Source organism: Enterococcus sp. M-BR2, from assembly GCF_056612775.1.
Window position 1 is genome coordinate 239173 of sequence record NZ_CM152743.1, and the last position, 12763, is coordinate 251935.

General features: G+C 38.8%; 14 protein-coding genes and 1 tRNA gene. 11 read left to right on the top strand and 4 right to left on the bottom strand.

Going from position 1 to position 12763, the window contains the following annotated elements; genetic code table 11:
• Positions 1-37 precede the first annotated feature (37 nt).
• Together AC1F25_RS01115 and AC1F25_RS01120 are read right to left on the bottom strand one after the other, a co-directional pair.
• The gene (locus AC1F25_RS01115; protein ID WP_002290881.1) at positions 38-517 is read right to left on the bottom strand and encodes a threonine/serine exporter family protein; all 480 of its coding nucleotides are present in this window, start codon (positions 515-517) and stop codon (positions 38-40) included.
• 15 nt (positions 518-532) lie between these two features.
• Positions 533-1285, bottom strand: coding sequence for a threonine/serine exporter family protein (locus AC1F25_RS01120; RefSeq protein WP_002290882.1), 753 nt, complete (start codon positions 1283-1285; stop codon positions 533-535).
• 116 nt (positions 1286-1401) lie between these two features.
• Between AC1F25_RS01120 and AC1F25_RS01125 the strand changes: the two genes are divergently transcribed.
• The 7 genes from AC1F25_RS01125 to AC1F25_RS01155 all read left to right on the top strand — a co-directional run bounded on the left by AC1F25_RS01125 (position 1402) and on the right by AC1F25_RS01155 (position 5363).
• Positions 1402-1472 (top strand) — tRNA-Gly (locus AC1F25_RS01125).
• A gap of 365 nt (positions 1473-1837) precedes the next feature.
• Positions 1838-2563, top strand: coding sequence for a DNA/RNA non-specific endonuclease (locus AC1F25_RS01130; protein ID WP_479994178.1), 726 nt, complete (start codon positions 1838-1840; stop codon positions 2561-2563).
• Positions 2564-2816: 253 nt separating this feature from the next.
• Entirely contained in the window at positions 2817-3083 is a 267-nt protein-coding gene (locus AC1F25_RS01135) for an IreB family regulatory phosphoprotein (protein WP_002290885.1), read from the top strand.
• Entirely contained in the window at positions 3080-3511 is a 432-nt protein-coding gene (gene ruvX / locus AC1F25_RS01140; RefSeq protein WP_002320247.1) for a Holliday junction resolvase RuvX, read from the top strand. Before AC1F25_RS01135 ends, ruvX begins: the two co-directional genes overlap by 4 nt.
• A 25-nt stretch (positions 3512-3536) precedes the next feature.
• Positions 3537-3842, top strand: a complete 306-nt coding sequence (locus AC1F25_RS01145) for a DUF1292 domain-containing protein (protein WP_002308458.1) — start codon at positions 3537-3539, stop codon at positions 3840-3842.
• Between the two features lie 189 nt (positions 3843-4031).
• Complete coding sequence (locus AC1F25_RS01150; protein ID WP_225479216.1) at positions 4032-4868, top strand: sulfite exporter TauE/SafE family protein; 837 nt, start codon at positions 4032-4034, stop codon at positions 4866-4868.
• Positions 4869-4931: 63 nt separating this feature from the next.
• The gene (locus AC1F25_RS01155) at positions 4932-5363 is read left to right on the top strand and encodes a GNAT family N-acetyltransferase (protein WP_123830507.1); all 432 of its coding nucleotides are present in this window, start codon (positions 4932-4934) and stop codon (positions 5361-5363) included.
• A 60-nt stretch (positions 5364-5423) separates the two neighbouring features.
• Here the strand turns inward: AC1F25_RS01155 and AC1F25_RS01160 are convergent, their stop codons facing one another.
• Together AC1F25_RS01160 and AC1F25_RS01165 are read right to left on the bottom strand one after the other, a co-directional pair.
• A complete protein-coding gene (locus AC1F25_RS01160) occupies positions 5424-6746 on the bottom strand; it encodes a 2-hydroxycarboxylate transporter family protein (protein ID WP_479994179.1) in 1323 nt (440 codons plus the stop codon).
• Positions 6747-6899: 153 nt separating this feature from the next.
• The gene (locus AC1F25_RS01165) at positions 6900-8540 is read right to left on the bottom strand and encodes a malolactic enzyme (protein ID WP_002295057.1); all 1641 of its coding nucleotides are present in this window, start codon (positions 8538-8540) and stop codon (positions 6900-6902) included.
• Positions 8541-8867: 327 nt separating this feature from the next.
• Here AC1F25_RS01165 and AC1F25_RS01170 point away from each other — a divergent pair, with 327 nt between their 5' ends.
• From AC1F25_RS01170 to AC1F25_RS01185, 4 genes are all read left to right on the top strand, one after another.
• Positions 8868-9338 carry a DUF4809 family protein gene (locus AC1F25_RS01170; protein ID WP_002290894.1) on the top strand — a complete coding sequence of 157 codons (471 nt, stop codon included), beginning with the start codon at positions 8868-8870 and terminating at the stop codon, positions 9336-9338.
• A gap of 221 nt (positions 9339-9559) precedes the next feature.
• The gene (locus AC1F25_RS01175) at positions 9560-10663 is read left to right on the top strand and encodes an alpha-hydroxy-acid oxidizing protein (protein WP_002314634.1); all 1104 of its coding nucleotides are present in this window, start codon (positions 9560-9562) and stop codon (positions 10661-10663) included.
• A gap of 283 nt (positions 10664-10946) precedes the next feature.
• Positions 10947-11627, top strand: a complete 681-nt coding sequence (locus AC1F25_RS01180; protein WP_479994180.1) for a WxL domain-containing protein — start codon at positions 10947-10949, stop codon at positions 11625-11627.
• A 90-nt stretch (positions 11628-11717) separates the two neighbouring features.
• Positions 11718-12755 (top strand): WxLIP family cell surface protein, encoded by a 1038-nt coding sequence (locus tag AC1F25_RS01185; protein WP_123830503.1) that lies wholly within the window; start codon positions 11718-11720, stop codon positions 12753-12755.
• Positions 12756-12763: the final 8 nt, after the last annotated feature.

Here is a 12763-nt window from a genome sequence, read left to right on the forward strand (position 1 = left end):
TCACTTCTGTCACAACCTTTTCTTTTTTACACTTCGTTTATTTAAAAAGCCGTTTTTTTCGTTTCAACATGATGGCATCACGCTTTACTTTGAAGTTGCGGATGTTATGGTTAAAGACTTCCGATAATACGAGACCTAAAGCAATTGCTCCAGCTATCATGATTGCTTGGACCGCATAGTGAGCTGCTTCTTGATAGGATTCAGTAACGAGATTCCGAACCGCTTGATAAGCCAAACCACCCGGAACTAAAGGAACCATCCCAGGAATATTGAAAATCGTTACAGGCATTCTCAAACGCTTAGAGAAAAGATCACTGATGAATGCAACTCCTAAAGAGCCAAGCAATGAACCGAAAGCAGCAGATCCGCCCATTTGAACACAGATCCAGTAGATCATCCAGCCGAAAGCACCAGAAAGACCACAACAAATCAATGAACGCCTAGGGACATTTGTAACAATGGCAAATGCCGCAGTCGCTAAAAAACTAAAAGAAAATTGAATAAATATCGTGCCCATACTCGTGCTCCTTTCTTAATAAAAAAGCTGGAAAATAAAAGCAATCGCAAAACCAATCATCGTAGCAGTCATCATCGCTTCTGTTCCGCGAGAAACCCCTGACACATAATGACCAGCTAGCAAATCACGGATAGCATTCGTAATTTGAACCCCAGGAACCAAAGGCATCACACATCCGATAATAATTAAATCCTGATTGCTTCCTAAGCCAAAACGAACACTGTAGATAGCAGCTATGCCAATCAATAAAGAAGATAAAAATTCCGATAAAAATTTGATTCTAAAAAATTTCAAACTATACAGATAAACTGCGTATCCCCATCCACCAATAATTAAAGTCACAGGCAAATCGGTCATCTTTCCGCCGAATAACACCATGATCGTTCCACTGATAACTGCCGCACTAACGATCTGCAACCAGACAGGAAAGAACGAACGGTCTCGGTCGATTGCCTGCAATTCACTGTAAAGTTCTTCTAATGTTAGTTCTGAAGCAACATACTTACGTGAAAGATCATTCACTTTTACTACTTTTTCTAAATTGATCGAACGGTTGGTGATTTGTTCCATTCGAATGGTCGAGGTACGATCAAGACCAATAAAGAGACCAGTCTGCGTGACATAGCTGACCAAACGGAAATTTCCAGAAGCTAAAGCAATTCGACTCATCGTATCTTCTACCCGATACATCTCTGCATTGCTTTCCATCATGATTTTCCCAGCGAGTAGACAAGTGTCTAGCAGCAGATCTAATTCTTTTCCCGTCATAGCATCTTCTCCAATAATTGATTGATTAGTTTTATTTTACTACAAAACATATCGGAAGCGTAAAGAATAAAAAAACTTGAGGAAGGAGTGAAAGAGGCGTATACTGTTTTTGTATCGCGGGTGTAGTTTAGTGGTAAAATCCCAGCTTCCCAAGCTGATGTCGCGGGTTCGATTCCCGTCACCCGCTTAAAAGAGGCTGTGAAAAAGCTGCCCTGCATCAAGTAATAAGAATAGTCAAGCAAAAAAGCTTCTTATGTTTTTGACTTGGTTGGACTTATTACCGCAGATGCAAGCTTTTGAACACTGTTTACCAAGAGGTCGTACAGAAGCCGTTTAGTTTTGAGTATTAAGAAAAATTTTTTGAATGATAATAAATACCTTGTAAATAGTGTTTTGTGATTGAGTAGAGACGATGAATCCGTCTCTTTTTTGTATTCTTAAGCCGTCTAAAAACTGGTTTTATTTTTTTACTGTTTCTATTTCTTTCCAGTATTTATTTATAGGGGGAACATATGTTAAGATTTAGGGAGCTGTTAGTAAAGGGGTAAAGAAATGAGCAAAAAAACAACCAAGGCGATCGTGGGGTTCGTCGCTGCTGTGATTGCAGGGGCACTCGGTATTTCCACCACACAAAAAGATTCAGATATCTTCCAACAAATTACAACCATTTTTGATTCCACACCGCAAGCTTCTCAAGTAGCGGATGTGCCAGAATATGATGGAAAACATCAAGAAATAGAAATCAATGGGAATCAGCCGGAGTTTACAAAAGAGGATCTTAGTCTTTCCAAAGGGACATGGGAAAGCTATTCAAATATAGACAAATTGAACAGAGTAGGACAAGCCAATGCGATGTTGGGAAAAGACTTGTTTCCTACTGAAAAGAGAGAAACTTTGTATATTGATCCGACAGGTTGGAAACAAAAGAAATTAAGTGACGGACAATGGTTATACAACCGCAGCCATTTGATTGGTTTCCAGTTGACTGGTCAAAATAATAACATTAAAAACTTAATGACAGGGACACGTTCGTTGAATGCTCCGTACATGCTTGCCCACGAAAATGATATTGCGGCATATATCAAGGAAACAAATCATCATGTACGCTATCGTGTCACTCCTCATTTCGAGGGAAATGAACTGGTAGCAAGAGGTGTGCAGTTGGAAGCAGAAAGCATTGAAGACAAAAAAATTGAATTCAATATCTTTATCTACAATGTCCAAGATGGCTACACCATCAATTATGAGACAGGGCAAGCAACGAAAACGAAAAATTAGTAGCAGCAATTCGAATTTTTTATGAACTTTATGAAAAAATTGTGTAAAAACATACTTTCAAAGAAATATAGCGTATACTTTATGGAAAGAGGGCTTTTGAAAAAGCCACAGAAAAAAGGAAAAATCAGACAAATCGTGTTTCTTAATTTATTCAGAAGTTTGGAATATTTGTTTGTAGTTTTCCCTTTCTTCGAGTAAAATAAGGGTGTAGAAGGTAAGCTGGAATTACCTTGCGGGAAAGAGGTGTAGAATCATGGGTTTTACAGATGAAACCGTACGTTTTGGTTTTGACGATAGTCGCAAAAAAGAAGTGAGCGAAACATTAGCGATTGTTTATCGGGCTTTGGAAGAAAAAGGCTACAATCCAATTAATCAGATTGTCGGCTACTTGCTTTCTGGAGACCCGGCCTACATTCCTCGTTATCGTGATGCACGAAATTTGATTCGCCGTCACGAACGCGATGAAATCATGGAAGTAATTGTCAAAGACTACCTCTCAAATCATGGAGTGAATTTATGAGAGTAATGGGCTTGGATGTCGGTTCTAAGACAGTAGGCGTTGCTGTGAGCGACCCCTTTGGCTGGACAGCTCAAGGAGTAGAAATCATTCGAATCAATGAAGCAGAAGAAGAGTTTGGCTTTGATCGGTTGAAGGAATTAGTGGCGCAGTACGAAGTAGACCGTTTTGTAGTTGGATTACCTAAGAATATGAACAATTCCATCGGACCAAGGGCAGAAGCTTCCATGTTATATGGAGAGAAGATCAAAGAACTATTCTCCTTGCCGGTTGATTATCAAGATGAACGACTAACCACTGTTCAGGCAGAACGTATGCTAGTAGAGCAGGCAAATACTTCAAGAGCGAAACGAAAAAAAGTCATCGATAAATTAGCAGCTGTGATGATTTTACAAAATTATTTAGACGGCTCAGGTAAGCAATTATTTTAATAATAAAAAGAAAAGAGGTAATCTTATGACAGAACATAACCATTCCCACGAACACGAAGGACACGAACACATCACATTGGTGGATGACCAAGGAAATGAAACATTATACGAAATCTTGCTAACAGTTGACGGACAAGAAGAATTTGGACGTAACTATGTTCTTTTATATCCAGCTGGTGTTTCAGAAGATGAAGATGTAGAATTACAAGCTTATGCATACATCGAAAACGAAGATGGAACAGAAGGCGAGTTAGAACAAATCGAAACAGACGCAGAATGGGATATGATCGAAGAAGTATTCAATACATTCATGGCGGAAGAAGAAGAATAGAACAAAAGAATCGATAAGGTGTAAGAAAAGCTGGACTCTCTGAAAAGTAGAGCCCGGTTTTTTCGTTTAGCACTACCTTTCCTTAAAAAGTAGAAAAGCTTTTGAAGCCTCGTTTGTTTCTTTTAGTGTATAATAAAAGAAAAGAGTAAAAATCGCTAAAAGATATAAACAAGAGAAAGGAAATACAAGATGATTGGTCTGATTTATTTTGTGGTGATCTTTCTGGCGAACACAGTTGGCGCTATTTCCGGGATGGGTGGAGGCGTGTTGATCAAACCGATTCTTGATCTTATCGGTGCCCATTCTGTTGCAGGGATTTCTTTTTACTCAACAGTTGCGATATTCACGATGTCCATTGTTTCGACTGTGCGACAAGTATCAAGCGGGAAATCACTGAATTGGCAGATTGTCGGTTGGGTATCTAGTGGAGCTGTTGTTGGAGGAGTAGTCGGCAACATTGTATTCGAAGTTTTTTTACAGTTATTTGAAAACGAGAAGCATGTGCAACTGATCCAAATTTTTTTGACGATATTGACCTTGGTTTTTGCGTTCTTCTACACCAAGCATCATCAGCCAAAATTTCATTTGACGTCATGGACTTGGTACCTTATATGTGGGGTGGTTCTGGGCTTTTTAGCTAGTTTTTTAGGTATTGGTGGTGGACCAGTCAATGTTTCTTTGTTGATGCTGATGTTTGCATTGCCAATAAAAGAAGCAACACTATATTCTCTATCTACGATTTTCTTTTCTCAACTGGCAAAATTGGTAACGATTGCTTTAACAAGTAGCTTTATGCGCTTTGATTTATCTATGTTGTTTTATGTTATCCCCGCTGCTATCATTGGAGGTTTGTGGGGAGCAAGATTTAGCAGGATTTTGTCTCCAAAAAAAGTGACCTTTATTTTTCAAGCGATTGTCATCGTGGTTCTTTTGATCAATCTTTACAATGCTTTCGTCATCTTGCAAACATTAGAAGGATCTGGATTCAAGCAAGTCAAAATCACTGAAAAGTCTTTTTTTAAATGAAAAAAGGAGTATACTATGATAAAAAAATTCATTTAAAAAAATAGAAATTGGCTGGTGATTTGGATGTTGCGGGAAATGCGTTTAGGAGATGCAGAAGCACTACGAGAAATCAATGCGGAACAATTAGGGTATGATGTACCATTAACCGTTACGGTGAGACAAATGAAGAAACTGTTGAAGGAGCCAGAAAAAAATTTTTTCTTGGTTTATGAAGATCCTACTTCTAAAAAAGCAGCTGGCTATGTACAAGCGGAGTCCTATGAATCGATTTTCAGCGATCCGATGTTCAATATTATGGCACTTGCTGTGTCTAAACATGCTGAAAAAAAAGGAATCGGAAAGGCCTTGATGACTGGCGTAGAAGAAGCGAAAAGACGAGGAATATCAGCGATAAGACTTAATTCTGCAGAATACAGAGTAGAAGCACACCGATTTTATGAACGCATCGGTTATCATTCCGATAAAATGCAAAAAAGATTTTTGAAAATCCTGTAAATTTTTATCAAAAAATACCTGGTCATCAAGCCGCTACTTGATGATCAGGTATTTTTTTGACTAAGAAAGTAATTGCATCAAGAAACCTGAGATGATCAAAACGATGGCACCACCAAGCCGATTGCCCATTTGAGCAAAAGCAATAAGTTCCATCCGATTAGCTGCAGATAAGACAGCTACATTTCCTGTACCACCCATCGAGTTGTTGCATAAGCCAGCAGTAATAGTTGATTCGATTGGATATAAACCAAACAAACGACCGACAAATCCTGAAACTACTGAAATCGCGATAACACTTGTCAAACATAAGACAACAAATTGCCATGTCAAAGCAGAAGCCAATACATTCAGATTCAATAACGCAATACCGATACCGGCAAGAACAGCTGCTGTCAAGTTTTTGACAATCAAGTTGTTGAACATGATAGCTGCATCTTCGTAATATTCTGGTAATAGGTTTGCGATTTTACAGATAACAACGATAATGATCATGAATGCGTAAGCATGGACTTTAGGAACAAAATAGTTACCGATTTGTCCTAAGATGAAGAAAGTCAATGATACCATCAAACCGACACCTAATTGTGGAATGGAAGGTTTTACATTTCTAGGTTTTCCATCGCCAAGGTCGCCTTTTTCCATTAATTTACCATTACCGTTGAATTTTGGCATTGATTGTCCCGCACGAGCAACTAACGCTGCACCAATGATAGCTAGGACATTTGTCATTGCTGTCGCAGGAATCAGGCGGGAAATGATAGAAGAAGCGTCCGTACCTAAAACATTTGCATAAATCGTCGATAAAGGTACAGCTCCGGCTCCAACACCACCAGCCATTGCGGGCAATGAGATATATAAAACGGAATTTGCAAAACCATTTCCGATAAGCATACCTACGAGTCCTACGGCAAAAAAGGAGACGACCATTGAAATAAGTGCAACGGGAATAAAACGAACAGAAGCTTTCATCAATAGATTACGGTTCATACCAAGGATGCTACCAGTAATCAAGGCAGCAATATAAAAGTCTAAAAAGCCCATATTTCTGACAAAGTTTTCTGTGGATTTTACTACATACTCAGGTAAGATCCCAAATGTAGCAATCGCGGCAGAGGCAAAGATCGCAAAAACGGAGCCACCACCTAAATAACTTTTGACGATAGGGATTTTTGTTCCGATAAAATGAAATAAATTACCGAAAATGACCAAAACAGCGATTGGGCCAATCATATTCGTCGGTAATTTTCCTAAAGCCATTGCAATGATCAGGACAAGGACCATGATCAAATAAAGGGGCAAACTTACGCCGGTAATTTTTGTTGACCAAAACCCTTCTTTTTTCTTTTCCTCAACTGCAGTTGCAGTTGTTGTTTTTTGTGCCATTTTTACAGATCCTTTCTTATTCTGTATCGTATGAAAAAAACCAAAGAGAAGCGGCAAAAGAGCAGTAGTTGGCTGGCTGCTGTTTTGCCGCAGTCGCTTTTTTCTTTTTAGACGTCATACAAAGTTTCTGTATGTTCTTTTACTATAACAATCTTAATCTTCTAAAGATTTATATTCAGGAACCCACTTAGCAGATTCAACAGCTTCTTTGATATCCGTGATTTCTTCACGATTCAATTTTTGTGCAACAACTGATTTTGCGACAGTTTCAGCAATCGTTTGAGAGAATTCAGTGATTTTTGCTACTGGAGGCAAGATAGCTGCTCCTGGTTTTGTTACATCAACGATTCCGCCTAATGCTCGACTAGCTTGAGAAATGATTTCAGCATTTACTCGTGTAGCTGTTGAAGCAATCAAACCAAGCCCTAAACCTGGGTACATCAACGCATTATTTGCTTGACCGATTTGGTAAGTTACACCGTTATATTCCACATCAGCAGCAGGGATACCTGTTCCAACTAAAGCTTTTCCGTCCGTCCATTCAATCAAATCTTTTGCTTTTGCTTCTGCCAATTTTGTTGGATTAGACAAAGGCATGATGATTGGACGTGGGGTATGAGCCGCCATTTCTTTCACGATTTCTTCAGTGAATGCTCCAGGTTGGGTAGAAGTACCGATCATGATCGTTGGATGGATTGCTTTTACAACTGCTTCTAAGTTTGTCAATTCATCAGCATTAGTGAATTCTGAGCGTTTACGAGCGAATGGGATTTGACCAGGAGTCAACCCTTTTGTATCTTCAAACAATAAACCCTGTTTATCTACTTGATAGAAATGTTGGCGTGCTTCTTCTTCAGGTACACCTTGACGGATCATTTCATCTAAAAGGATGTTTGCGATACCTACACCAGCAGTACCAGCACCAAATGTCAAGATCGTTTGATCTTTCAATTGCTCACCTGATATATTCAATCCACCTAATACACCAGCTAGTACAACGATTCCTGTGCCTTGGATATCATCATTGAAAGTAGTGATTTTATCTTCGTATTTTTCTAAAATCGTTGCAGCATTTCCTCGTCCAAAATCTTCCCAATGTAATAACAATTCTGGGAATAATTCAGTAGCTGATTGAACGAATTGATCAATGAATTCGTAGTAAGTTTCGCCTTCTACACGAGCATGACGATTCCCTAAGTATAATGGATTATTCAATAATTCTTCGTTATTAGTACCAGCGTCAATCGATACAGGCAAGACTTGTGCAGGATTGATACCAGCCGCAGCAGTGTAGACCATCAATTTACCGATAGCGATGTCAACACCGTTCACACCCCAGTCACCCATACCTAAGATTCCTTCTGCATCTGTCACAACGATCAAACGAATGTCGCGTCCATCTGCTGCGTTTTTCAAACTTGCTTTGATATTTTCTGGTTCGTCGATTGAAAGAAATGCAGCATCTTGTGGTTTCAAGAAAATTTCGTTGTATTGTTCGATTGAATCCGCAACGACAGGATCATAAACGACAGGCATGAATTCAACTAAATGTTCGCCCATCAATTTATAAAACAATGTCCGGTTCGTATTGAATAGATTCATTAAGAAGATACGTTTTTCCAAATCGGTCTGTTTGCTTAAGTATTGACCGTAAGCTTGGACAGATTGTTGTTCCAATGTTTGGACAGTACTTGGAAGCATACCAGTGATTCCGTATTTTGCCCGTTCTTCTTTTGTAAAAGCTGTTCCTTTATTTAGAAAAGGATTATTTAATAAGTTTAGCCCTGTAAGCATGAATGATTCCTCCTAAGTTTTAATACAAACGAAGTATAGGAGTCAGATGAGGATATAGTCAAAAAGAGCAGGTATAATAAATTTTATTTATATGAGTAATAGAGTCAAAAGAAATCAAAATAGCGGTATTTGTTCTTTTTATATCAACAATCCTTGCTTGATTACTATGCGTATCTCTTATATGCTAAAGAAAGAAAAGTAGAAGAATAAAAGATATGTTAATAAATAGAATCTCTGAAGAATAAATCACGTGATCGTGACGATAAAGTTCACTTACGTCAGGTGATAAAAAATACATAAGTAGAAAACTAAGAGGAGGATCAGAAAATGAAAGAAGTTCAATTGATCAGAAAAAGCGAACTATCAGAAGGTGGTTGCAATGCATGCGGCGTAGTAGAAGCAACAAGCTATACATTAAAGCTTGGTGCCAACAAAGCGATAATCTCTGAGTTGACAGTAGGCGGTCTTGTGGACAGTCTGGCGCTTGCTGAAGGTTTTATTGGAGAAGATATTTATGAGATGTTTTCAGAAATCCGTCAGTTAAAAAAAGGGGAAAACTGCATAGAGGTTCATCATGAGAGCCCGAATGTGAGATTCAAACGTGGTGATAATGAGATGATCTTCAATAATCATGTGTCCGATCACACCGAGCTATATGGAATCGTGAATCAAATACTAACTGAGCTTTTTGGATTGGGACCTTATGCGTTCAAGGAAGAAAACGGTAATCCAAAATTAAACGAAGAATGGCAAGAAACGATTGAAACACAAAGAAACAACCCGCACTTATTTCAATAGGCATCCACAGTATTTCGTAAAAGGGACTTTGACACGACTTTTGTCAAAGTCCCATCGTTTTTTATCTATTTGTGTTCTAAACATTTCTTTCAGAGTAGTAACAACTGGAATGACTGAAATGTAAACAGATTATTTGCCTGTATCAATACGGAAGAGTAATATAAAATGTGTAAACGCTATCATATTATTCATTCAATTTTTTATAGAGGGAAGGCATTGAAATGGAAAAAACGTATCAAGCAGGTACAAATGAAGGAATAGTGGATTTTATCAATATGGAAGATTTAGAAATAGCCGCTTCACAAGTGATTCCAGCTGGTGGTTATGGTTACATCAGCAGTGGTGCTGGCGACTTATTTACTTATCAAGAAAATGAACGGGCATTCAATCATCAGCTGATTATTCCTCATGTATTAAGAGATGTAGAATTACCCGATACAACTACACATTTTGACGAAGAAACGCTGACTGCACCAATCATCATGGCACCAGTTGCTGCTCATGGCTTAGCTCATGTGAAGGCGGAGAAAGCTTCTGCAAAAGGTGTAGCAGATTTTGGGACGATCTATACAGCAAGTTCTTACGCTTCTTGTACATTAGAAGAGATAAGAGAAGCAGGCGGGGAGAAAGCACCGCAATGGTTTCAATTTTATATGAGCAAAGATGATGGGATCAATTTGGATATTCTTGAAGTGGCCAAGCGTAATGGAGCAAAAGCAATCGTATTGACAGCGGATGCAACAGTTGGCGGAAACCGTGAAACAGACCGCAGAAATGGGTTTACCTTCCCACTGCCAATGCCGATCGTTCAGGCTTATCAATCAGGAGTAGGCCAAACGATGGATGCTGTGTACAAATCTTCCAAACAGAAGCTTAGTCCAAAAGATGTAGAATTTATTGCTGCTCATTCTGATTTGCCAGTCTATGTGAAAGGTGTCCAGTCAGAAGAAGATGTCTATCGTTCATTAGAATCTGGTGCTGGCGGAATCTGGGTATCTAATCATGGCGGCCGTCAACTAGATGGTGGTCCAGCAGCGTTTGATTCGTTGCAATATGTGGCAGAAGCAGTAGATAAACGTGTACCAATCGTGTTTGACAGCGGTGTACGACGCGGACAGCATGTTTTCAAAGCAATCGCATCAGGTGCAGATCTTGTTGCTATTGGCAGACCCGTTATTTATGGATTGTCTTTAGGAGGAAGCACAGGAGTCCGTCAAGTGTTTGATTTCTTTAAAACAGAATTGGAAATGGTCATGCAATTAGCTGGAACACAAACAGTAGAAGATATCAAAAAAATAAAATTGCGTGAGAATCGTTTTATTTAAGATACAAATGACGAAAACAATAGGAGTGCGGCAGTTGATGCCGTACTCCTATTTGTATGGGTCAGAGAAGCATTAATAGAATAAGTTGAAATGAAAAAAAGAAAATTGAAATGTTTTTTCATACTTAATAAAAAAATAAGAATATTCATGTAAACGATTTTATTGCTTTTTTCTCTTTTATACAAAAAGGGTCAGAATTTCAAGTAAGCGGATGAATTCATGAGGATTTTTTGCATGCTGTCTCTACTATACTTAGGTCACTAAGAAAAAGGAGTGATTTATTATGAAAAAGAACATGATTGGGACATTATTACTTTCAACACTTCTTCTAGGCGGCTTGGCAACCCCAGCTTTTGCTGAAGGTCAAGCAACTTCAAAAGGAGATATTACCTTTACTGAGCCAACAAATACTGTCGTACCCATTGATCCTGATGATCCTTCTAAACCAGTAGAGCCGGCAGATCCGGAAAATCCAGGAACTGGCCAGACAGGTCCTTTAACACTGGATGTAGTGCCCGAATTGCCGTTTGGTACACACGAGATTGAAAGCGGAACAAAAACATATCAAATAGACGCTTCAAAAAATGATACACCTTATCTTCAAGTATCAGATCGTCGAGGTGTAGGTGCAGACGGGCAAGCGCAAGGATGGAACGTGACAGTTTCGGTTTCAGATTTTGTAAACGGTTCACAAGTTTTGCAAGGGGCTGAATTGGATTTTGGGACATCCACTGTGAAAAGTACCTCAGATAACGAAGCCACTGCACCAACTAGTCAAGCTGTGACTGGATTGAGTAAAGCAAGTGCAGCGACACCAATATTTACAGCAGCAAAAGACCAAGGTCTAGGAACATGGCTTTCTGTTTATGATCCAGCAAATATCACGCTGAAAGTACCTAAAGCAGCAGCTGGAACATTCACGGCTGATTTGACTTGGAACCTCGTGGCTGGCCCAGTAGCATAGAATATGAAATGAATTCAACAAACTGCGGTGAAAATACTATGGGTGAAGAATCTTTTTACCGCAGTTGTTGTTGAAAGAATGTGGTGGACAATGAATCAAAGTAAACGACTGTTTGTTTCGTTTTTTTCTATTTTAAGTCTATTTTTCATTTTTCCGTCAATCAGTCAAGCAGAGGATTCAGCAGGAGACTTTGGGATCAAACCGGTATTTCCAGAGAATCAAATAGATAAAGCAATCGGTTATTTTGATTTATTAGTGGCACCGGAACAAAATCAGACACTGGAAGTAATTATCAGCAATTCTTTAGATCAAGAACGAACATTTGAGGTCTCTGTTAATCCGGCGGTAACGAGTGATGGTGGAACGATCGATTATAGTCAAAAAAATCCAACGCTAGATGGGACCTTGCCATTTGATGTCCGTGACGTTTTGACCGTTGCCATAAAGGAAGTCAATGTACCAGCGCATGCTGAAACAACTGTACCTGTAGAAGTAAAAATCCCAGCTAAAAGCTTTAAGGGACGTGTATTAGCGGGTATTCATGTTTCACCTAAAGAAGAAGTTGAAACAGAAAATGCTACAGAAGGTGCACAAATAAAAAATCGTATTGCTTATAATCTCGCAGTCGTTTTACAAGAAAGTCAAGAGACGATAGAACCGGATCTGAAACTTTTATCAGGAGATTTGAACGAGGTCAATGCAAAGCCCACTGTCCAGCTTCGTTTCCAAAATCCTCAGCCTACGATTATCAGCAATTTGATATTTACGAGCAAGATCTATTATGAAAATCAGCTTTATATTGAAAATACGTCTAATGCATTTTTAGTTGCACCAAATTCGAATTTTCACTTGAATCTTGATTTAGCTGGTGATAAAGCAAAAGCCGGCGATTACCGCGCAGAAATCATAGCAAAATCAGGTGACAGTAATGAATGGCGATTTACACAAAACTTTACGATCAAAAAAGAAAAAGCACAGAAAGTAAATGAAAATTCCGTTTTTGCAGTACAAGAACAATCTTTCCCATGGCTTTATGCAGGATTGGTTGCTGCAGTTCTTGTATTACTGTTGATTTTGCTGTTTTTGTGGATCCACAAGAAAAAGAAAAAAGGAGAAACAACACGATGAGGTGATTT